The following is a 22,677-nucleotide window of genomic DNA, read 5'->3' as shown; positions in this document are numbered from 1 at the left end:
GGCCCTCAGCCCTTGATCGCGCCGGTGAGCATGCCCTTGGCCAGATGCTTCTGAAGGAACGGGAAGGCGACGACGACGGGGAGCAGTGTCAGCACGACCACCGCCATCTGCAGCGACAGCGGAGCCGTCAGCGACTTTCCGTCGCCGAAGCCGGAGTTGGTCTGGCCGGGCAAGTTGAAGCCCAGGCTGACGTACTGGTACAGCACGTACTGCAACGGCCACTTCCTGCTGTCGAGCGGCATGTAGAGCATGACGTTGAAGAAGGAGTTCCAGTAGGCGACGGCGTAGAACAGCGTGACCACCGCGGTGACCGCGCGCGACGTGGGCAGCACCACTGACCAGAGGATGCGCCACTCGCCGGCGCCGTCCATGCGGGCGGCGTCGATGAGTTCCGTGGCGGTGCCGGAGTAGAAGGCACGCAGCACGATGATGTTGAACACGCTCACCGAGCTCGGCACGATCAGCGCCCAGTACTGGTCGTAGCCGCCGAGCCCCACGACCACGAGATAGCTGGGGATCAGCCCGGCGCTGACGAACATGGTGACGATGAGCAGCATCAGGATCGTGCGGTGGCCCAGCGATCCCCTGCGGGAGAGCCCGTAGGCGCACAGCACCGAGATCACCATCGAGAACAGGGTGCCTACGACGGTGATGCCGAGGCTCACCACGAGCGCCCGGGCGACCGGGCCGCCGCGCAGGATCGTGTCGTAGGCGTTCAGGGTCAGGTCGCGCGGGACGAGGACCATGCCCCCGGCCTCGTTGACCGCCGCCTGGGTGGACAGACTGGTGATCACCACGGACCACAGCGGAACCAGGATGGCGAGCAGGATGACGACGAGGACGGCCGACTTGCCGGCCTGACCGGCGACGGACGGCGGCTCCTCCCACACCGGGTGGGCGGGGTTGCGGCGGCGGGCAGCCGTGGCGGCTGCGGTGAGAATGCTCATCGGCGGTACAGTCCGTCCTCGCCCAGGGCGTGTGCGAGCTTGTTGGCGCCCCACAGCAGCAGCAGGGAGATGACGCTCTTGAAGATGCCCGCTGCCACGCCGTAGCCGTAGTTGTTGGTGGCGATGCCGTAGTAGAAGGAGAAGGTGTCGAGGACGTCGGCCGCGTCATGCCCGACCGCCGCCCGCTGGATGAGCAGTTGCTCGAATCCCACGCTGAGGATGTTGCCGAGGCGCAGCACCAGCATCAGAACGGTGACCGCGCGGATGCCCGGCAGCGTGATGTGCCACAGCCGGCGCCAGCGGCCCGCGCCGTCCACGGCCGCCGCCTCGTAGAGGTTCTGGTCGATAGCGGCGAGCGCGGCGAGGAAGACGATGATGCCCCAGCCGGACTCCTTCCACACGACCTGCGAGGTCACCAGCAGTGGGAAGGTGTGCGGGTCGGTCATGATGTTCCACGGCGTCATGTCGTGGTTGCGCAGGAACTGGTTGAGCAGCCCGGCCCCACCGAGCATCTGCTGGAACAGGGTGATCGTCAGCACCCAGGAGAAGAAGTGGGGCAGCAGGGTGACCGACTGGATGACCGACCGGATCCGGCTGCTGAGCACCGAGTTCAGCAGCAGCGCGAGCATGATCGGCACCGGGAAGAAGAGCACCAGCTGGACGAGGCTGAGTTCCAGGGTGTTCTTCAGTGCCTGCCAGAAGAGGGGATCGCCGAACAACTGGCGGAAGTTGTCCAGTCCGACCCATTCGCTGTCGAGCACGCCGACCAGCGGGTCGTAGTACTTGAAGGCGACGACGTTCCCGAGGATCGGCACGTAGTTGAAGACCAGCAGCAGGACGACGACCGGCAGGGTCATCAGGATCAGCGATCTGTCGCGGCGCAGCCGCACCCTGAAGGTGAGCTTCGGGGCGGCGTCCGCCGTGGCCGCCCGGCGCCCGGCGGCTCTGCGTCGCGGCTCGTGCTGCGGGCTGTCCGGGCTGACGTCGACGACTGTGGTGTGCACCCTTCCTCCTGTGCTCGGCTCGGTCCGCCCCGGTCGCGCTCTGCGTCGCGCCGGCGGCCTGGTCACAGCGCGCTTCACCGCTACGGGTGGGTGCCGTACGTGGCGAGGACCGAGTCCTGGTACCAGCCCACCAGCCGGTCACCGCCGTTGCGTCGCCAGGTGCTGACCGCCTCCTGGAAGGCCGAGACCGGCTTGAGCCCGTGGATGACGGAGATGATGGTGTCCTCGACGGCCTGCGCCGTGTCGGCGGTGTTGTACCGGGCCGGGACGGTGACGTTCAGGTTCCAGAAGACCGGCTTGACCGCGAGCGGCGCGGTGGCCCTGAGCCAGGCGCACTGCTCCTTGGTGATCTCCGGGTAACCCGGGCTGGTCACCGTGTTCGGGCACGCGGCCAGGAAGGGATACGTGGCCTGCTGCACGTTCTTCTGCCCGGTGGGCGTCGCGACGGGAACCCCCTTGACCAGGTTGTAGTCCACGCCTTTGACGCCGTAGAGGGTCATCGTGTACTCGGCCGAACCCCACGGCGCGGCCAGGTAGTTGGCCACGGAGAGCAGCTCGCGTATCTGGCTCGGCTTCAGGCGCGCGTTGAGATAGCTCACGTACCCGGTTCCCGCGCCGATGTAGACGTACGGCTTGGAGTGGCCGTCCGCCGCGAAGACCGGGAGCAGGCCGCGCCGGTACTTCTTGTTCGCCGCCTGCCCCGACTGCGCGTCGCCGACAGTCCAGGCACCCATGCCGTCGCCCATGATGACGGTCTTGCCGGCGTAGAACCGGGTCTTGCTGTCGTTGACGTTGCCGGCCAGCGCGTCCGGGTTCATCAAGCCGGACTTCGCCAGCTTGTGGTGCCAGGCGAGGGCCTCGAGGATTTCCGGCGTCCGGTACTTGTGGACCAGTTTGCCGCCGTCCACTCGGAACTTCTGCGGCACACCGAACGCGCAGTTGAAGTACGTCCAGATGTCGTCGAACGCCCAGCGCCCCGCCTTGGCGTCGGTGAGTTCCCTGCCGACGCGCATCAGATCGTCCGCGGACTTGATGTCGGCGGCGTCGATGCCGTGGTCCTGGAACACGTCCTGCCGGTAGAAGATGATCTGGTTGAAGCTCGTGCCGCTGGTGAAGCACGGGATGCCGTAGAGCTTGTTCTCCCAGGCGCCCGCCATCCAGCCACTGCTGGGGATGGCCGCCAGGTTGGGATACTCCTTGACGTTGTCGCCCGACAGGTAGGGCGTCAGGTCGGCCAGGTGCCGGCCCACCAGCCCACCGGTCTGGACCTGCCCGTTCATCCAGCTCGGGATCTGCACCCAGTCCGGGAGGTTGCCGGAGGCGGAGAGGGTGGCCAGGGACGTGCCGTAGGTGTTCCCGTTGGCGGGCTGCATCTTGATCGTGGTGCCCAGCGCCTGGGACATGGCCTGGTAGTACTGGTTGCCGGCGGGCGGGATGGTCCCCCACAGCGGCGTGGTGGACGTGTAGTGACCGCCCTTGCCCGGGGTCTTCTTCACCGTGGTGACCGGCTCGGAGGGAAAGGCGAGGTAACCCGGCTCCGTGACCGCTCCGTTGGGGAGTCTGACGGACGCGATGTCCGGCTTGACGACCGTGCTGGGCACATAGGCGGGCAGCGCGGCTGCCAGGCCCTTCTTGCTGCTGGTGCCGCCCTTGCCGGCAGCGGAGCCGCTGCCGCCGCAGGCGGCCAGCAGCGGTGAGAGAGAGGCGGCGCCCGCTACGCCGGCGGCTGTTCGCAGGACGGCTCGGCGGTTCATCTCGATGCTCATGTCGTTGCGGCCCTTCGTGTTCGTGGGCCCGACCGGCGGGCGGGCCGACGCTGAGTCGTCCGGCGGCCTGTGGTCGGACGGCGGGAGAAACCGAATCGATGCGCTTCGACGTCCGGTGACAGTAGGGCTGCGTTACCGGACACGACAACGGGCCGTCAGGTCACTTTCTGGTAACGAGCATGGTCGAGGTGGCGGGGCGCATCGTCCTCCCTACGGATTTTCCACAGGTGAGCTGCTTTTTCTGGGCGACGCCAACGCTGGAAAAACGAGTTGCGACAACTGGACGACATGTGATTGACACACAACTCAGCGTCATGCCAATGTCGAAGCGCTTCGACTTGCGACCGTGCGATCGAGGAAAGCCGTACGCCCCCCGGGCCCGCAGTCGCCCACGCTTCCCACGCGTTCTCCTTCGACCTCCTGCAAGGGACATCTCAGGTGAGTACCGCCGCCACCGGCCCCGAGCCGCCCGTCACCGACCTGCCGTTCCGTGACCCCGCGCTCCCCCTCGCACAGCGCGTCGACGACCTGGTCTCCCGGCTGACGCTCGACGAGCGCATCGAGCTGCTCTACCAGTACTCACCAGGAGTTCCCCGCCTCGGGCTGGCCCCCTTCAAGACCGGCACCGAAGGGCTGCACGGCGTGTCCTGGCTGGGGCCGGCCACCGTGTTCCCGCAGGCCATAGGCCTGGGAGCCACCTGGGACGAGGAACTGCTCCACGAGGTCGCCACGGCCGTCGGCACCGAGACCCGCGCCTTCCACCAGCGCCCCGCCGTCGACGGCCACCGGCACAGCCTCCAGGTCTGGGCCCCCGTGGTGAACCTGCTGCGCGACCCGCGCTGGGGCCGCAACGAGGAGGGGTACGCGGAGGATCCGCTGCTCACCGGCCGGCTGTCCGTCAGCTACTGCCGCGGGCTGGCCGGGGACCACCCGGTCTATCTGCGCACGGCACCGCTGCTGAAGCACTTCCTCGCCTACAACAACGAGGACGAGCGCGACATCACCTCCTCCGTGGTGCCGCCCAGGGTGCTGCACGAATACGACCTCGCCGCCTTCCGCCCGGCGATCGCGTCCGGCGCCGCCACCGGCGTCATGCCGGCCTACAACCTCATCAACGGCCGCCCCTGCCACGTCAGTCCACTGCTCAAGACCGAGGTACGGCGCTGGGCCGAGCCCACCGGCCACGAGCTGTTCGTCTGCAGCGACGCCGGAGCCGTGACCAACCTCGTCGAATCGGAGCACTACTTCGACGACCACCCCACCTCCCACGCGGCGGCCGTACGCGCCGGCGTCGACAGCATCACCGAACAGCGCGAGGACGGCAGCATCACCCTCGGCAGACTCCGCACGGCGGTCGGCCGCGGGCTGCTCACCGAGGCCGACATCGACCGCGCCGCGCGACGCCACCTGTCGATCCGCTTCCGCCTCGGCGAGTTCGATCCGGACCTCGACCCCTACGCCGGCATCCGTGACGACGTCGTGGACAGCCCCGCACACCGTGCGCTCGCGCTGCGCGCCGCCACGGAGTCGGTGGTGCTGCTGAAGAACGACGGCGCACTGCCGCTGTCACCGGCCCCGGGCCGGCGCGTGGCGCTCGTCGGCCCGCTGGCCGACACCCTCTTCGAGGACTGGTACAGCGGCACCATGCCGTACCGGATCACCATCGCCAACGGCCTCGGGGCGGCACTCAGGGAGCGCGGCGCGGAAGCGGTCCGCGCGGAGGGAGTCGACCGGATCACGCTGCGCGCCGCCTCCACCGGAGGCCTCCTGCGCGTGCCGGCGCTCGGCCCCGGCGGGCCCATGGTGGCCGGAGCTCCCTCGGACGAGCAGGAGGCGGGCGACAACGCCTGCCACGACCTGTTCGACTGGGGTGAAGGCGTGCTGACCCTCCGCAACGCGCGCACCGAGCGCTACGTCACCCTCAAGGACGACGACCTCACCCTCGCCGCCGACCAGACGCAGCCGAACGGCTGGTTCGTCCACGAGACCTTCCGGCTGGAAGCACAGCCGGACGGTACGGAACTGCTGCGCAACATCAGCAACGGCCGCTACGCCGCCGTGGACCCCGCCACCGGCCGGGTCACCCTCACTGCCGAAGCCCCCGAGAAGGCGGAACGCTGGACCCGAACAGTCGTCAGGGACGGAATCGCCGAAGCCGTCGAGGCCGCCGCCTCAGCGGACGTCGCCGTGGTCGTCCTCGGCAACGACCCGCACATCAACGGCCGTGAGACCGAGGACCGTACGGGCATCGCGCTGCCGCCCGCGCAGGAGGCACTGCTGCGCGCCGTCGCCACCGAGCGCCCCGAGTCGGTGCTGGTCGTGATGAGCAGCTACCCGTACGCCGTCGACTGGGCCGACAAGCACCTGCCCGCCGTGGTGTGGACCTCCCACGGCGGGCAGGAGACGGGCCGTGCACTCGCCGCGATCCTGCTCGGCGAGGCCGAACCCTCCGGACGGCTCCCACAGACCTGGTACCGCGGCGACGACCCGCTGCCCGGCCGCCTCGACTACGACATCATCAGCGCCGGCTGGACGTACCAGTACCACGACGCCGCACCGCTGTACCCCTTCGGGCACGGCCTGTCCTACACCAGCTTCGCCTACTCCGGCCTGCGGCTGTCCGCCCGGGAAGCCGCGCAGGACGACACCCTGACCGTGAGCGTCGAACTCACCAACACCGGAACGCGCACGGGCACCGAGACCGTCCAGCTCTACACCCGCGCACTCGCCGCCCGCCACCGCGCGCCCAGACGCCGACTGACGGACTTCCGCAAGGTCTCCCTCGCCCCCGGTGAACGGCGGCGGCTGGAGTTCGGTGTGCCCGTCGCGGCCTTGGCCCATTGGTCCGTCTCAACCGGCGCCTTCGCCGTGGAGCCGGGACAGTACGAGATCCTGATCGGGCACTCGGCCGAAGTCATCGCCCTGACGGCGCCCCTCACCGTGACGGGGCCGGCCCTGCCCGTCCGCAGGCTCATCGGCGGACGACTGGAAGCCGTCGACTTCGACGAGTGCGTGGGCGGCACGCTCGTCGACGCCACCCGGGACAAGGGCGAGGCCGTCACGCCGGCAACCGGCGAAACCTGCTGCGGACTGCGCTACCGCTCGGTCGACCTGGGCGGCCCGGCAGACGGACCGCGCGTCATCACGGCCGAGGTGTCCCGCGCGTCAGAAGAGGACGCGACCGTCGAGATCTACGCCGACGGCGGTCCCGGTACCGGCACCCTGCTCGCCGGCCTCCACGTCCCCGTCGGCACCGACGGCCGGTACGACTGGCGCACGGTCAGCGCACCGATGCCCGCGGAGGTGACCGGGGTGCACGATCTGCATCTCGTTCTGCGGGGCGGTGTCCACCTGGCCGCGATCGCCGGCGGGACGCGGTGAGTACGCAGGGACCTGGCAAGAACACGATCCGCACCACCGCGTTCCACATCTTCTGACATGACGCGACCCCGATGGAGGAAATCGTGCGGCACGTTCGACGACAAGCAACAGCGACCCGATGGCGGTTCGCCGCCGGCACAGCCAGTGTCATCCTTCTCGCCGGTACGGTCCTGGGCGCCGGTACGCTTCCCGCCGGCGCGTCGGCCGCGTCCGACAGCACCACGCAGGACGCTGTCCTGCCCGCACCCCGCAACCCGGCGATGGACGCGGTCGCGGCCATGCAGCCCAGCTTCAACGTGGGCAACACGATGGACGCCATACCGGACGAGACCTCGTGGGACCAGCCGCTGATCACCAAGCAGCTGTTCGACACCCTGAAGGCGCAGGGCTTCCGCAGCGTCCGCATCCCGGTGACCTGGAGCGGTCACCAGTCCGCCACCGCGCCGTACACCATCGACCCGAAGTGGATGTCCAGAGTCAAGCAGGTGGTCGACTGGGCCGTCGAGGACGGCCTCTACGTCGATCTGAACGTGCATCACGACTCGTGGCAGTGGATCGAGAACATGGCCACCGACCACGACAACGTGGTGGCGCGTTTCAAGGCGACGTGGAGCCAGATCGCGACCACGTTCAAGGACGAGCCGCGCAGGCTGCTGTTCGAGGGCGTCAACGAGCCGCAGTTCAAGAACGCCACGCCCGCCCAGAGCAGCAAGCTCCTGGACGAGCTGCAAACGGAGTTCTTCGACGTCGTGCGCCACTCCGGTGGCGGCAATGACACCCGTCTGCTCGTCCTGTTCCCGATCAACAACGATCAGGACGGAATGGACGCCCTGGCCGCCGAGATCGCGTCCCTGCACGACGCGAACCTGGTCGCCACGGTGCACAACTACGGCTTCTGGCCGTTCACCGTGAACATCGCCGGATACGACACCTTCGACGCCCGGGTTCAGCAGGACATGCTCGACCTCTACTCCCGCATCTACCACACGTTCGTCGCCAAGGGCGTCCCGGTGTACATGGGCGAGTACGGCACGTTCAAGTACCCGATCTGGTGGAACAACTACAACGCCATCGAGCCGGGCGAAGGCAAGAAGTTCTTCGAGATGTTCGCCTACGAGGCGCGGATCCACCACGTGACCACCGCCCTGTGGGACGTCGGCAACTTCATCGACCGCAGCACGCTCCAGCCCCGCGACCCGGCCCTGTGGGCGCTGATCCGGTCGAGCTGGAAGACACGCTCGGGCACGGCGTCCTCGGACCAGCTGTTCATACCCGAGTCCGGCCCGATCACGGCGCGGACGATCAGCCTCAACCTCAACGGCACCACCCTCAGGGGACTGAGCGCGGGCGACTGGAACCTGGTCAAGGACACGGACTACACCATCGACGGCGACCAGCTGACACTGACCGCCGCCACGGTCGCCCGGCTGGTCGGCGGCCAGGCGTACGGCGTCGACTCGACGCTGACGGTCCGGTTCTCCAAGGGAGTGCCCTGGACCATCAACGTCATCACGTACGGCCCGGTGACTCAGGCGAACGCGACCGGAGACACCACCAAGGGCCTGGTCATCCCTACCCGGTTCAACGGCGACATACTGGCGGAGATGGAAGCCACGTACGCCGACGGCAGCGGCGCCGGCCCGGCGTCCTGGACGACGTACCAGGAGTACGGATACTCGTTCGTTCCGGACGCCGCGGGCAACACCATCACCATGACGCCGGACTTCCTCAAAGCGATCAACGACGGCGTGACCGTGACGCTCACCTTCTACTACTGGAGCGGCGCCAAGACGACGTACACCGTCACCAAGTCGGGCACCACGGTCACCGGCTCGACCGCCTGACCTCGACCACCTCGTCTCAGCGCAATGGCCCGGCTCCCGGCTCCCGATCAGGAGCCGGGCCACTGCACAGCGCCGGGCCCCAATCTCGCCGCTCGCGCCGAAAGGGTGTGGGAGGGCTCCGCACGCGTCGGTGAAGACGGGGTCGAACCGGCTGAGCGGTCCCGAACCCGGAATCCGCCGCCACCCGGCTCACGGGAAGGCCGGTGGTCGCCGGCAGACGACCGCCTCGGCGAGCCGCGAACGCCTGCGACCGTACATCCACCGACTCGCGGAGGCGGCCCACACCGCGGGCGAGCCCCCGAGCGGCCACTCTTCTTCCAGTTCCCCGCCGACGAGGCCGCGTGGGATGTGGAGGACCAATTCCTGCCCGGTCCCCGGCGCCGCGCTGACCGGCATTCGCATCTACTGACAGGCAGGTCAAAACCTCCCAGCAGCAAACGCCGACGTGGTGGCGGCACCAGCCCGCCACGACCATCGCTTCCCCCGGCCGTGCCGCGTCATGGCCGCGCTCGGGACTTGCCAGCGATTGACTACAGAGAGGGAAGTCGCACTTCGATGCGCTATTTCGAAGAGTACTCACCGGGACGCGGCGCCGTGACGGCGCGTGCGGCCTTGCGTTCCGATGCCGATCGAATGGATCTGAGCGGTGAGTGGGCGTTCCGACTGGCGTCGAGCGCCGCGGTCGAGACGGACGGATTCGAGGGACCGGAGTTCGATGACGCCATGTGGGACCGGCTGCCGGTGCCCTCGCATTGGCAGCTCCACGGATACGGCAGGCCCGCGTACTTGAACATCAACTACCCGATCCCGCTGGACCCGCCGTTCGTCCCGGACGAGAACCCGACCGGCGACTACCGGCGGGTCTTCGACCTTCCGCCGTCGTGGGAAGGCTCCCCGGCGGTCCTGCGCTTCGAGGGCGTCGACTCCTGCGCACGGGTGTGGCTCAACGGCGTCGAACTCGGCGTGAGCCGCGGCAGCAGACTGCCCGTGGAGTTCGACGCGGCCGGCGTGCTGCACGCCGGCCGCAACGTGCTGGCCGTCCGGGTGAATCAGTACTCGTCGGGCACCTACCTGGAAGATCAGGACACCTGGCGGATGTCCGGAATCTTCCGCGAGGTGACGCTGCTGGCCCGGCCGGTCGGCGGAATCCGCGACGTGTTCGTGCACGCCGACTACGACGCGGCGACCGGCGAGGGACGACTGCGTTGTGATGTGGATGCGGACGCGGGCGCGAAGGCGCGGGTCAGCATCCCGCAGCTCGGCATCGAAGCCGCGCCGGTCGAGGAACCCTTCACCTTCGACCGGGTTCGTCCGTGGAGCGCTGAGGACCCCTTCCTGTACGACGCCGAAGTAGCCACCGACAGCGAACGGGTCCAGCTGCGGATCGGCTTCCGCACCGTCGCGATCGGCGGCGAGGGTGTGCTGACGGTCAACGGAAGGCGCGTCGTGCTGCGCGGCGTCAACCGGCACGAGTTCGATCCCGACCGGGGCCGGGTGGTCAGCCGCGAGACGATGCGCCGCGACGTGGAACTGATGAAGCAGCACAACATCAATGCGGTACGCACCTCTCACTACCCGCCGCATCCGGACTTCCTCGACCTCTGCGACGAGCTCGGTCTGTGGGTCGTCCTGGAATGCGACCTGGAGACGCACGGCTTCGAGCGGCCCGGGCCCGAGCTGTGGGCACGCAATCCGTCGGACGATCCCGCGTGGCGGGAGGCGTGCTTGAACCGCATGCAACGCACGGTGGAACGGGACAAGAACCACCCGAGCATCGTCTTGTGGTCGCTGGGCAACGAGGCGGGCGACGGCGCGAACCTGGAGGCGATGGCCGCGTGGACCCGCGACCGCGACCCGTCCCGCCCGATCCACTACGAAGGCGACCGCCTGTCGCGCTACACCGACGTCTACAGCGAGATGTACCGCACGCCCGCTGACGTCGCCCGGATCGCGAAAGGCGGTGTGCTGCCCGGTGAGACCTTCTGTCCCCGGCGCGAAGGGCACGGTGACTCCGCAGACGAGCCGCGCAATCGCAAGCCGTTCCTGCTCACCGAATTCGCCCACGCCATGGGGAACGGGCCTGGCGGGCTCGAAGAGTACGCGTCCCTGTGGGACAGGTATCCGCGCGCCCAAGGCGGGTTCGTCTGGGAGTGGATGGACCAGGGCCTGCGAACCGTCGACGCCGAGGGGCGCGAGTTCTTCGCCTATGGCGGTGACTTCGGCGAGGACCTGCATGACGGCAACTTCATCTGTGACGGCCTGGTTTTCCCCGACGGCACGCCCTCGCCCGGACTGCTCGAATACAAGAAGGTCATCGAGCCGGTTCGCTTCAGCATTGCCGAGCACGGCAGCGTGATCACGGTCCACAACCGCTACCAGTTCCAGGACCTCTCCTCCTTGCGGTTCGTCTGGAGTGTCGAGGCCGACGGGGAACCGGTGGCGGACGGTGAGCTGTTGATACCGCCGGTCGCTGCCGGTGAGAGCATCGACGTACCGCTTTCCGAGGTGAAGGCGCTGGCCGGTCACGACGGCGAACTGTGGCTCACGGTGCGCGCCGAACTGGCCGCCGCGACGGCGTGGGCGCCCCGCGGCCACGCCGTGGCTTGGGAGCAGGTCCGGCTTGCGGCGTCGCGCCACCCGGCCTACGCCGTGTTGGCAGGTTCTCCGGCAGCCGTGCAGCCCGGCGACGACGCGATCGCGCTGGGCCCGGGGCGCTTCGACCCGCACACCGGCACGCTGCTCAGCCTGGGCGGCCAGCCGGTGCTAGGGCCCTGGCTCGACCTGTGGCGCGCTCCGACCGACAACGACCGCGGCTATCCACAGCACGACGCGGACTACTGGCACGGGCTCGGCCTGCACCGGCTGCGGCACCGCACCGTATCGCTCGACGCCGGCTCCCACACGCTCACCGTCGTCGTACGCAGCGCCGGCGCCGCCGGGCGCTCGGCCTACCTGACCACGTACCGCTGGACCGCCGACGCCGACGCGCTCCGGCTGCACGTGGCCACCGAACCGGTCGGCCACTGGCCCGAGCGCGGCGACACCTTCAGCGAACCGATGGTCGATCCCGACCTCCCCGCCGAGCGGCAGGAAGAACTGCGGCTGCGCGACAAGGCCCCTTCCCTCGGCCGGCTCGGGCTGCGCTGGCTGCTGCCCGGGAGCTGGAGCGAGGTCACCTGGTTCGGCGCGGGTCCCGGCGAGGCGTACCCCGATTCCCGCCGTGCGATGCGCGTCGGGCGGTTCCACGCCACGGTCGAAGAGCTCCAGACGCCGTACGTGCGCCCACAGGAGAACGGCAACCGTGCCGATGTGCGCTGGGCCGAAGTGGCCGCAACGGCCGGCACCGGTGTGCGCATCGAGGGCGATCCCGTGCTCAACATCTCGGTCCGCCGGTACAGCGACCAGCACCTCGCCGAGGCCCGCCACCAGCCCGGCCTCATCCCCGAACCCGTGATCCACCTGCACACGGACCACGCGGTCCAGGGGCTCGGCACCGCGGCCGTGGGGCCGGGCGTGCTGCCACAGCACCGGCTGACCGCACGCGCGGCCGAGTTCGCGCTGACCCTCACGCCTGTGCCCGACGACGACTGACGAGGGGCTGCGAAGCGCCTCGACGCCGAGGCTCTTCGCATCCCCGAATCTCGCCCTGAAGGCGAGACCTACCGATGAATCCTGTCTGAAGCGCGCTGTCGAACCGCTTCAATCACCACTCCCAAGAGACTTTCACTGCTCTCCGAAGGGCTTGATCGTGGGCAACACCGCTTCGAACCCGATCGTTCCGGGGTTCCATCCCGACCCGAGCATCTGCCGGGTGGGAGAGGACTACTACCTCGCGTGCTCCAGCTTCGAGTACTTCCCCGGGGTGCCGATCTTCCACAGCCGCGACCTGGTGAACTGGCGGCAGATCGGCAACGTGCTGGATCGCCCGAGCCAACTGCGGTTGTCGCGGGCCCCGTCGTCCGGAGGGATCTACGCCCCGACGCTTCGGCATCACGACGGCCGGTTCTGGCTGATCACCACGAATGTCAGCGAGGGCGGGAACCTGCTGGTCACCGCCACCGATCCAGCCGGCCCCTGGTCCGAGCCGGTGATGCTGCCCGGGGTGCCCGGCATCGACCCGGACCTGGCGTGGGACGAGGACGGCACCTGCTGGTGCACCGTGGCCGGTGTGGGGCAGGTGCGTCTGGACCTTGAGACCGGCAGAGCCCTTGGTGAGCCCGCGCGGGTGTGGTCGGGAACGCGCGGTGCCAAGGCGCCGGAGGCCCCGCACCTGTACCGGATCGGCGAGTACTGGTACCTGATGATCGCCGAGGGCGGCACCGAGCGCGGGCACGCCGTGTCGATCGCGCGGGGGCCGTCGCCGAGCGGACCGTTCGAGCCGAACCCGGCCAACCCGATCCTCACCCACCGCGGCGTCGAGCATCCGGTGCAGAACACCGGCCATGCGGATCTGGTGCAGGGCCCTGACGACTCGTGGTGGCTGGTGTTCCTCGGGACCCGGCCCGGCGGCGGCACGCCCGGATGGCACGTCCTGGGCCGGGAAACGTTCCTCGCCCCCGTCGAGTGGATCAACGGCTGGCCGGTCGTCGGCGAGGTCGTCACAGATCTGTCGGGGATCCCGTGGCCGCTCCAAGAGCCGGTGGCCGAGCCGGTCCGCGATGACTTCGACGGCAGCGCGCTGCGGCCGCAGTGGATCTCGCTGCGGGACCGGCCCGAGGAACTCGTCACCACGCGGGACCGGCCCGGCTGGTTGACCCTGCGGGCGAGAGGGGAGTCGCTGGACGCTGATGACGTCGTCTTCGTCGGCCGCCGCCAGCAGCACCTGTCGTGCTCTGCCAGCGCCCTGATCGACGCGACGGAGGGCGAAGGCGGCCTGGCGGTCCGGCTCGACGAGCACCACCACTACGGGATCGAAGTCGCTGACGGCGAGGTACGGGTGGTGGCTCGCATCGGCCCGCTGCGCACGGTCGTGGCATCCCGGCCCCTGCCGGCCGGCCCGGTCGAGCTCACCGTCCGCACCGCCGAGGAGCAGCCGCGGGACGCGCGCGGCGGTCCGGACACCGTGTCGTTCGGCGTGGCCCAGCCCGGCGGCGCCGCCACGGACCTGGCCACCCTCGACGGCCGATACCTGTCGACCGAAGTGGCGGGCGGCTTCACCGGCCGGGTGATCGGCATGTACGCGACGGCCGGCACGGTTCGTTTCGCATGGTTCGACTACGTTTCCGGAGGATCCCGATGACGACTGTGACCGACGTTCTGAACACCGTCGACCAGACCCTGGGGGAGGGCCCCTACGGAGCGAGCTGGGAATCCCTGTCCAGGTATCAGGTTCCTGATTGGTATCGGGATGCGAAGTTCGGGATCTTCATCCACTGGGGTCCGTACTGTGTCCCGGCCTTCGGGAACGAATGGTACCCGCGCAACATGTACATACCGGGTTCCCCGGAGTACGAGCACCACCGGGAGGTCTACGGCCCGCAGGACAAGGTCGGCTACAAGGACCTGATCCCCAAGCTCACCGGAGAGAACTTCGACCCGGACGCCTGGGCCGCCCTGTTCCGCGAGGCGGGAGCCCAGTACGTCGTACCGGTGGCCGAGCACCACGACGGCTTCGCCATGTACGACAGCGCTCTCAACCCGTGGAACGCCGTCGCCATGGGCCCGCAGCGGGACGTCGTCGGGGAACTGGCAGCCGCGGTGCGGGCGCAGTCGATGGCGTTCGGCCTGTCGACGCACCGTGCCGAGCACTGGTGGTTCCTGAACGGCGGGATGGGGTTCGAATCCGATGTCCGTGCCGGCCGCCACGCCGACCTCTACGGCCCGGCCCAGCCTCAGGAGCTGCCGCCGAGCCCGCAGTACCTCGAGGACTGGCTCGCGCGCACCGCTGAACTGGTCGAGCGCTACCAGCCGCAGCTTCTGTACTTCGACTGGTGGATCCACCAGCCCGCATTCAAGCCCTACCTGCCCAAGCTCGCCGCCTACTACTACAACAAGGCCGCCTCGTGGCAGCGCGGGCCGGTGCTGGCGTACAAGCACGACGCGTTCGCCCCGGGCACCGCGGTCTACGACGTCGAGCGCGGCGCGAGTGCGAACCTGCGTCCTGATCCGTGGCAGGCGGACACCGCGGTCTCGCGCACTTCCTGGGGCCATGTCGAAGGGCACGACTACAAGAGCGGCGCCGATCTGCTCGCCTTCCTCGTGGACGTGGTCAGCAAGAACGGGTGCCTGCTGCTCAACGTCGGCCCGAAGGCGGACGGCAGCATTCCGGAGGCGGAGGCCGAGCTGCTGCGGGAGATCGGCGCGTGGCTCGCGGTCAACGGTGAGGCGATCTACGCCAGCCGGCCGTGGGTCGTCTACGGCGAAGGGCCGGCGCGGGTCAAGGAAGGGCAGTTCACCGAGAACGACCAGCCCGGCTACGGCCCCGCCGACCTGCGGTTCACGACGCGGGCCGAGCACCTGTACGTCACGGCGCTCGGCGGCGCCCAGGACGGCCGGATCCATGTGCGTTCTCTGGGCCAGGACCTGACGCTCTACAACCAGCGGATCGGCGCCGTGCATCTGCTCGGCCACCCCGATCCGCTGCAATTCGAGCGCGGCCCGCACGAACTGACCGTGCGCCTCCCCGAAGGCACACCGATCCCGGCGATGCCGGTGCTGAAGGTCAGCCCCGGGGAGTCCTGACCAGCGACGCGGCGAAGGCGAGCGCCACGGGGACGCGGTGCGCGCCTCCGCCCTCGTGCCCGGACGAATGTCCGCGCGCGGTCACCGCCGGCGGCGTTCGTCGCGGACCCGTGCGGCGAACCCGGCTTCCTCCGCTTCGATCTTGTTCGCCTCCTGGAAGACCCGCTCCACACTGGTCCGCGGAATCACTACGGCTCCCGCCGAGTCGGCGTAGACGTAATCACCGGGAACGACACACACACCGGCGACTTCGATGGCGACGCCGGCCGCGTACGGTACGACGGTGTCGCCGCCCCAGCGCGTTGCCTCGCCTTGGCACCACGTGGCGAATCCATGGTGGCGCAATTGCGTGTAGTCCCGCAGTCTGCCGTCCGCCAACACGCCCGCCAGGCCCTGATGAAGGACCCGGGACAGTTTCATACCGCCACCGTGTGAGGCGTCCCGGTGACCACCACTGGAGAGCACCAGTACCCGGCCGGCAGGGTCGTCGCCAACGGCCTGGTAGAAGAGTTCACCGAAGCCGATGTCAGCCTGTGGCAGATCATCCCGGTAGGGCAGGTATGCCATGGTGGCAGCTGGGCCGAACAGCGGCCTGGTGGGGTCGGGACTGGACAGAGCGAGAATGTGCGCGCGGTGGCTGTGAACGCGACCCATCGCATCAACCAGGGTCGCACAACCCAGCCGGGCGGCCCCGGCCGCGAACTCCGTGGCGTCATGGCTGCTCATGCTTCTCCTCCCGGCCTACCTGAGATGGTGCCTGTGCCGCGTCGAACCGCACGCGAGGGCGACTGCGCACAGGGCTCCTCAGGGCTGCCTCGGGCCGCCGCTGAACCAGGCGTCACGGGCTGAGTGCCGATACGAGGCAGGCCGACAGCGGCAACTGGCCGCCACGGAACTCGGTGTGGCCGGCCCTTCGCAGTCGGCTGACGTGACCGTGGCTTCGCGCCTCAGACGCGGCCCGGCAGCCGCTCGGTGATCTCCTGGAGTATCCAGCGATTACCTTCGCTGTCGTGGAAAGAGGCGTACGAGGCGTAGGAGCGGCGCTCTGGGTCGTGCCCGTAGGCGCGCCCCTCTTCACCGATGTGGAAGCCGCCGCCGAGGCCGCCACCGGCGTCGTGGAACACTTCGCTGACTTCTACACCCTGCGAGATCAACTTGTCACGTGCTGTGTCGAGGTTGTCCACGGCGAGGAGCAGACCATCGAAGGACCCCGGCTGCGCGGCGGTGACCTGGGTGCCGAACACGATTGAGGCGTGCGAACCCGGGGGAGTGAGGTGGATCATCCGGTAACCGGTGTCCAGGTCGATGTCGGCGTCCACCCGCCAGCCGAGATTCACGTAGAAGTTCTTGGCCCGGTCGTAATCGGCCACCGGGATGACGATGACCTCGAGACGGAATGGAATGGCCGTGGCGTCGGAAGTCGTGCTTTCCGTGTTTGTCGTGCTTTCCGTGTTTGTGCTTGTCTGTGCGTCGCTCATGAATGCCTCCGGTGAGTCTGGCAGTCGGAAGTGTGGATGAACGAGCACCACCCGCGAGCCATTCGCGAAGCGGTAGACCTCCAGTCCACACCTTGACGTACGGGTCGGCAACGCGGTACCACCGGTTGCCGTGGCGGACGACTGCCGCGCAGTTGCACGGCGAGTCGCCCGGCGTGGAGGCTGAGTTCGGCGGTGGCGCCGGGAGTCTGGTCGTCTCGATTCCTACCGGGATGGGAGCGTTGGAGCGACAGTGCGCCATTTCCCACGGGCACCCACCTCGCCCGCGTTCAGTAGGCGACTGAAATGCGGGTGCGCGGATGTGCGTTGCTCTCAAGTTCATCCATGAAGGCGGCAGCGTAGTCCCCGATGCCGATGCGGCTGCGGCCCTCGTCGTCGCTTAACAACTGATCCCCGCCGACGCGGTAGTTACCGCTGCGTTCACCTGAGGTGATCTCTGCTGCCGGCGACACATACGTCCAGTCAAGATCATCGACCGTACGGAAAAAGGCGAGTACGTCACGGTGGGCGAGTGCTTCACCGAGAATCTCGGCAGGGAAGCCGGGTTGGTCGGCCAGTGCCTCTCCAGGGGCCACTTCCAGACTTCCCGCACCGCCGACGACGACCATCCGGGAGACATGGGCGGTCCGCGCGGCCTCGACCAGCGCACGGTTCAGGGCGAGGAAGGGTTCTTTCGGGTCACTGCCGTCACGCAGTGGGACCAAGGCGGAGGCCATGGCGTCGTGTCCGGCGGCCAGAGCGGCGACCCGGGATCCGTCCGTCGCGTCGGCGGCGATCGAGGTCACGCCGGGAACGGGAGCCTCGCCGGAGCGGCTGACGCACGTCACGTCGTGGCCGCGAGCGGCGGCCTCAGCTGCGATGGCACTGCCGACCATGCCGGTAGCGCCAAGCAGAAGGATCTTCATATCAGGGCTCCTGTTGTGCAGGACGCGCGGTGTGTCCAGTCAAACATGGGGAGGTGCGGGACGCATCCAGGCGAACGAGCTGCCGCGTGGTAGCTCGGTGCACCAGTTCGGTGCGACTCCATCACGAAGTGTCGTTGTCGTGGTAAGAGAGGAACCCCAGCCGACGCGCGGCTGGGGGTTCCTCAAGGTGGTGAGGCATGCCCGGGGTGACGGAGGCGGGGGACAGGCCCTGGCAGAGGAACTGCGGGTTGCAGGGGTCGACGTGCTTCTGGGGCCCTTGACGCGGTCCGGCCCGCCGCCGCCGTGAAGGTGTCCTGGAGCCGACCCCGCCGGCTGTGCCGTCCCCCGCTGGAACGGCTCAGGCATCGCGGTCTGCGGACGGGCGCCCGCGGCAGCGGGTGGCCGGCCATCGCCGGCTGGTGGCGCAGGTCCGTGCTTACGGTGCGGGCGGCCGGGCTGATCGACTGGACGGCTGACCGTGGATCGACGCGTGCGGCTCCGGCGGGTCCGGGTCGCGGTAAGCGGGGGTCGATGCCAGGTGTGCCCCGACACGGCGGGCGTTGATGCCGTGTCGTCGGTAGCGGCTGCCGCCACGCCGGTATAGCGTGGTGATTCAGCAGTCGTGGTTCCGAAGTCCCGTTCGCCCGTGATCGCCATCACGGGCGTTCTTGCTGTTCAGCACCTCTCCGGACCAGGGCGATCACCTCCCGGGCGCGCAGGGTGCGGGCCCGGTTTCCCTCGAAGGAGACGGTCATGGCCAAGGGCACTGTCAAGTGGTTCAACAGCGAGAAGGGCTTCGGCTTCATCGAGCAGGAGGGCGGCGGCCCCGACGTCTTCGCCCACTACTCCAACATCGCCAGCCAGGGGTATCGAGAGCTGCACGAGGGACAGAAGGTCGAGTTCGACGTCACTCAGGGCCAGAAGGGCCCGCAGGCGGAGAACATCCGCCCCGTCTGATCCCGCGTTGCCCGTCTTCTCCAGGCCCGCCACGCACAGGACATCGAGGAGGTGACGGGCCGGCCGGTGGTGCGGCCGGTCGACGAGTTCGACCGGCCTCGCCGCGCCGGCCCGTATCGGGGTGCGTGTCCCGCCCTCCGCCGGAGAGAAGGGGTTCCTGGCGGCGGCGCGCGACTGTACGGCGGCGTCGCTGTGGCGGCGGGTGGGCCTGCGTATCAACGAGACCGTCCGCCTTGAGGTCGGGTACTGGTACCCGCACGCCGGTACCTGCGGCATTTACGTGCGCTGCGGCAACGGCGCGCAGCGGGGTGGAGCGGCTGCTGACGTGGTGGACGTCCCAGGTGCGCGGGCAGTTCGGCGACGACCTCGTCGGCGGCCACGCGGTCTTGCTGCCCCGCCGGCGCCGTGACACTGCCGGCGGCGGTCTGCGGCCGGCGTGTGCGGTGACGCTGCGCCAGGGTCTGGCGCCGGCGGTCCGGCGCCGGCTGCCGGCCTGGCCGGGCCGGCTGACCCCCTACTGGTTCACACCCCGCCTGCACGGCCGCACCGAACCCCCGCGCAGCCTGGCCCGCTCCCCAGCCACCATGCGCCACCACCTGCGCCCCGCCGTGCCGAGGAGCAGGATGCCGGCTCCGGGGAGTGCGGGACGTGAGCGAGCCGGTGGGGCGGGAGCCGCTCGGCCCCGCCCCACCGGCCGCTCGGGAGCCACGGCCCCCGGGGGATTACCGCGTCACTCCCAGGAGTACTGGTTCGTGGACACCAACTGACCTGGGATCACCTGCCCGTTGGTGCGGAGCTCGGTGTACGCCCAGTACTCGACGTCAGGCTTCAGCGGAGCGCCCGGCCGCAGTTTGTACTGCGGTGTCGTGCCGCGCTCCACCGCGGTCGGCAGTTCCAGCGTCGCGGGCTTGTAGTGGCCGTTACGGCTGAGGACGACGTGGCCGAGCCGGTAGTCGACGACCGGGCTGCCGGAGTCCTGTGCGAAGACGTACGCCGTGTACGTGCCCGCTTCCGGCATGAAGACCCAGGCCTTCTCGGAGCTGCTCCAGCCGGCGGCGCTCCGGTAGACCAGCTTGTCGCCCTTGTACAGCCAGAGGTCGAGGTTGGTGTCCGGGTCGTCGGTCGCGGTGTCCACGACGATTCCGGCGCTGCCCGCCGGCACCTTGAAGGAGTGCGCCTGCACCCCGAGGGCCTTCCGGTCGAAGACCCCGCCGCTGACCCCGGTCTGCATCGAGTACGACTCCCGCTGCATGGGGGCGTAGCCGGTCGACCGGCCGGAGACCGGGCCGGTGAAGCCCGGCTCGAACATGCCGTAGGTGCCGTCGGCGAGCCGGCCGAACTCTTCCAGGTTGTCGTCGTACTGCCGGGGCGAGATGCCCCACGGACGCGCGGCGACCGGGATCCGTACCTGGTGGGCGGTGCCGCGCCAGGTTATCGCGCCGGTGACGTAGCGGTCCCACGGTGCGCTGCCGCGCCGCAGGGTGATGGTGACCGAGGCGGTCTCGCCCGGCGCCACCGTCACCGTTGCTGGTGCGACGCTCACCTGCATGCCCCCCAGCCCGCTCGTCGAGGCATGGTACGTCTCCCGCTTGCTGCCGACGTTGGTCAGCTTGCGGGTCAACACCACCGGCTTGGTGCCGTCGTACTCGCGCAGCCCGATCGACGGCAGGTTCAGCTCGCGGCCGTCGGGCTGAGCCGCTTCACTGAAGGCGGTCAGGCTCTTGGCGTCCGGCTCGATGACCAGCCCCGGATCGGCCGCCCGCTTCAGTGACGGCAGCCCGCTGCCCTGGGCCAGCGGGCTGGTGCTGCCCACGGTGCCGGCTGTGGTGTGCAACGCCGAGGCAACCGCGCCCGGCGACCAGTCGGGATGCTCGGCCCGCAGGATCGCGGCCTCACCGGCCACGTGCGGGGCCGCCATCGAGGTCCCCGAGTACGCGTCGTACTGCCGGCCGAAGTTTCCCGGCGGGGAGACGGCCGCGATGATGTCGCTGCCGGGGGCGACCAGATCGGGCTTCATGAGCCCGGGGTGCGTCTTGTCCGGCCCTGTCGAAGAGTAGTCCGCGATGGCCGGCACACCTGGGGCTCCGGAACCGTGGCTGCCCGAGGTCAGCTGTGCGGTGCCGTCGGCCGGGTGCCTCATCAGGTAGTTGAAGATCTTGCCGGCCTGGTCCCTGGTGTTCAGATACAGCACCGGGAAGTCGTAGATGCTGTTGACCCGGAAGTTGCCGTTGGGGTCGAAGAGGACCATGGCCGCCGCGCGCTTGGCTTTGAGCTCCTCCACCGCGCCGTAGGGGCTGTCCAGGGCGCAGGCGACCACCTTCCCCTTCACCTTCGCCGGGTCCAGACTGCCGGGCTCGCAGTACGCCGAGCCCTCCTCCAATGTGCCGGCCTGCTCGCCGAAGACCAGCGGCAGGGATCGGCCACCGGGGAGCACGTCCAGCGAGGCGCCGGTGAGCGAGGTGCCGTCGCCGAGCCGGACGGTTCCCTCGTTCACGTGGGTCACCGCCGCGCCGACTGTGGTGACCCACGGCTGGGTGTTGCTGACCGCGCTGCTGAAGCCGCTGTTGCCGGCCGCGGCCGTGACGAAGACTCCGGCCAGCGTGGCGTTGAGGAAGGCGTTGCCGATCGGGGTGTTGGGCTCGCTGTCCCCCAACTGCGTTCCGATCGAGTAGTTGAGCACCTGTACGCCGTCGGCGACCGCCGCGTCGATGCCCGCGATGATGTCGGCGTCGTATCCCGAGCCGCCCCAGAGGACCTTGTAGACGGCGATCTGCGCGTCCGGGGCCACACCGGAGACCGAACCGAAGTTCCGTCCCGAGATGGTGACGTTGTCGACGGGCAGGCCGGCCGCGGTGGACGCCGTGTGCGTACCGTGCCCGACCATGTCCCGGGGTGAGAGCACCTCACCCTCGGGCAGCGTGCCGCCCGACGCCGCGAGGAGCGTGTCGGCGAAGTACCGGGCGCCGACGATCTTGCCGTTGCAGTGCTGGGCAGTGAATGTGTAGCCGGTCTGGCAGGTGCCGTGCCAGCCCGCCGGGGCCGTCGGGATCCGCTGGGCGAACGACGGGCTCTCCGGCCAGATCCCGGTGTCCAGGACGCCGATCACGACCCCGGCGCCGGTGCTTCTGCCCGGCTTCCGCGCGGCGGACTTCTGCGCGCTGGTCGCCGGCGAGCCGGTTGCCCGGGCGCCGGTGGCCGATGCCCCGGTCCTGGCGTTTTTTACCGTGCCCGTCGCCGTGCCGGTCGTCGGCTGCGACGTGGTGTCACCAACGGGCGCCTGGGTGGTACTGACCACCCGGGACTTGGTGACCGAACGGACCCGCTTGTCCGCCTTCAGTTCCTCGACCTGAGCGGCGGTCAGCGTGGCGGAGAATCCGTTGAAGGCCGTGGTGTAGACCTCGTTGACCGTGATGCCGGCCGCCTTGGCCACGGCCGTCCGCTGGGTACCCAGGTGCTTCCGGTACGCCTTCGCCGCCCCCGACTGCGGTTCCAGCTGCTCGCCCGGTGCCGGGCGGGTCCGGGCCAGCCCCGAGAGCCGGCCCGTGTACGTCGCCACCGGTGCCTCGGCGAGTTCCACGATGTACGGAGCGCGGCCGGAGGGCATTTCCTTGTGTTTCGCATCGGGTTTACCGGTCTGGCGCGGTCTGAACCGGCCGGCGCCCCCGGTCAGGTCGACCCGATCTCCTTCGGGTCGCA

The 22,677-nt window shown here is 69.3% G+C and carries 13 protein-coding genes; 6 read left to right on the top strand and 7 right to left on the bottom strand.

Annotated elements, in window-relative coordinates; translation table 11 throughout:
- Positions 1-5: 5 nt before the first annotated feature.
- The 3 genes from AB0L21_RS22110 to AB0L21_RS22100 all read right to left on the bottom strand — a co-directional run bounded on the left by AB0L21_RS22110 (position 6) and on the right by AB0L21_RS22100 (position 3,717).
- A complete protein-coding gene (locus AB0L21_RS22110; RefSeq protein ID WP_365785860.1) occupies positions 6-947 on the bottom strand; it encodes a carbohydrate ABC transporter permease in 942 nt (313 codons plus the stop codon).
- The gene (locus AB0L21_RS22105; protein ID WP_365708046.1) at positions 944-1,951 is read right to left on the bottom strand and encodes an ABC transporter permease subunit; all 1,008 of its coding nucleotides are present in this window, start codon (positions 1,949-1,951) and stop codon (positions 944-946) included. The genes AB0L21_RS22110 and AB0L21_RS22105 overlap by 4 nt, the downstream gene beginning before the upstream one ends.
- Before the next feature lie 80 nt (positions 1,952-2,031).
- The gene (locus AB0L21_RS22100; RefSeq protein WP_365785858.1) at positions 2,032-3,717 is read right to left on the bottom strand and encodes an extracellular solute-binding protein; all 1,686 of its coding nucleotides are present in this window, start codon (positions 3,715-3,717) and stop codon (positions 2,032-2,034) included.
- 438 nt (positions 3,718-4,155) lie between these two features.
- Here AB0L21_RS22100 and AB0L21_RS22095 point away from each other — a divergent pair, with 438 nt between their 5' ends.
- The 5 genes from AB0L21_RS22095 (at position 4,156) to AB0L21_RS22075 (ending at position 15,623) form a co-directional block, all read left to right on the top strand.
- Positions 4,156-7,098 carry a glycoside hydrolase family 3 C-terminal domain-containing protein gene (locus tag AB0L21_RS22095; protein ID WP_365785856.1) on the top strand — a complete coding sequence of 981 codons (2,943 nt, stop codon included), beginning with the start codon at positions 4,156-4,158 and terminating at the stop codon, positions 7,096-7,098.
- A gap of 83 nt (positions 7,099-7,181) precedes the next feature.
- Positions 7,182-8,942, top strand: coding sequence for a cellulase family glycosylhydrolase (locus AB0L21_RS22090; protein WP_365785853.1), 1,761 nt, complete (start codon positions 7,182-7,184; stop codon positions 8,940-8,942).
- A 348-nt stretch (positions 8,943-9,290) separates the two neighbouring features.
- A complete protein-coding gene (locus AB0L21_RS22085; RefSeq protein ID WP_365785851.1) occupies positions 9,291-12,533 on the top strand; it encodes a glycoside hydrolase family 2 TIM barrel-domain containing protein in 3,243 nt (1,080 codons plus the stop codon).
- Between the two features lie 157 nt (positions 12,534-12,690).
- A complete protein-coding gene (locus tag AB0L21_RS22080) occupies positions 12,691-14,181 on the top strand; it encodes a glycoside hydrolase family 43 protein (RefSeq protein ID WP_365785849.1) in 1,491 nt (496 codons plus the stop codon).
- Positions 14,148-15,623 (top strand): alpha-L-fucosidase, encoded by a 1,476-nt coding sequence (locus AB0L21_RS22075; RefSeq protein WP_365785847.1) that lies wholly within the window; start codon positions 14,148-14,150, stop codon positions 15,621-15,623. Before AB0L21_RS22080 ends, AB0L21_RS22075 begins: the two co-directional genes overlap by 34 nt.
- Positions 15,624-15,704: 81 nt before the next feature.
- Here AB0L21_RS22075 and AB0L21_RS22070 read toward each other — a convergent pair whose 3' ends face one another.
- The 3 genes from AB0L21_RS22070 to AB0L21_RS22060 all read right to left on the bottom strand — a co-directional run bounded on the left by AB0L21_RS22070 (position 15,705) and on the right by AB0L21_RS22060 (position 18,024).
- Entirely contained in the window at positions 15,705-16,349 is a 645-nt protein-coding gene (locus AB0L21_RS22070; RefSeq protein WP_365708032.1) for an RraA family protein, read from the bottom strand.
- Between the two features lie 221 nt (positions 16,350-16,570).
- Positions 16,571-17,101 carry a VOC family protein gene (locus tag AB0L21_RS22065; protein WP_365785845.1) on the bottom strand — a complete coding sequence of 177 codons (531 nt, stop codon included), beginning with the start codon at positions 17,099-17,101 and terminating at the stop codon, positions 16,571-16,573.
- Between the two features lie 287 nt (positions 17,102-17,388).
- The gene (locus tag AB0L21_RS22060; protein ID WP_365708028.1) at positions 17,389-18,024 is read right to left on the bottom strand and encodes an NAD(P)H-binding protein; all 636 of its coding nucleotides are present in this window, start codon (positions 18,022-18,024) and stop codon (positions 17,389-17,391) included.
- Positions 18,025-18,777: 753 nt separating this feature from the next.
- Between AB0L21_RS22060 and AB0L21_RS22055 the strand changes: the two genes are divergently transcribed.
- The gene (locus tag AB0L21_RS22055; protein WP_365708026.1) at positions 18,778-18,981 is read left to right on the top strand and encodes a cold-shock protein; all 204 of its coding nucleotides are present in this window, start codon (positions 18,778-18,780) and stop codon (positions 18,979-18,981) included.
- 730 nt (positions 18,982-19,711) lie between these two features.
- Here AB0L21_RS22055 and AB0L21_RS22050 read toward each other — a convergent pair.
- On the bottom strand, positions 19,712-22,585 hold the full coding sequence (locus AB0L21_RS22050; protein ID WP_365785843.1) for a S8 family serine peptidase: 2,874 nt from the start codon (positions 22,583-22,585) through the stop codon (positions 19,712-19,714).
- Between the last annotated feature and the right edge of the window lie 92 nt (positions 22,586-22,677).

It is taken from the genome of Streptomyces sp. NPDC052721, from assembly GCF_040678315.1.
In the GTDB taxonomy this organism is placed as follows: Bacteria; Actinomycetota; Actinomycetes; order Streptomycetales; family Streptomycetaceae; genus Streptomyces.
The sequence above is the reverse complement of the archived record's forward strand: the minus strand, read 5'-3'. Positions and strand labels throughout refer to the sequence as shown.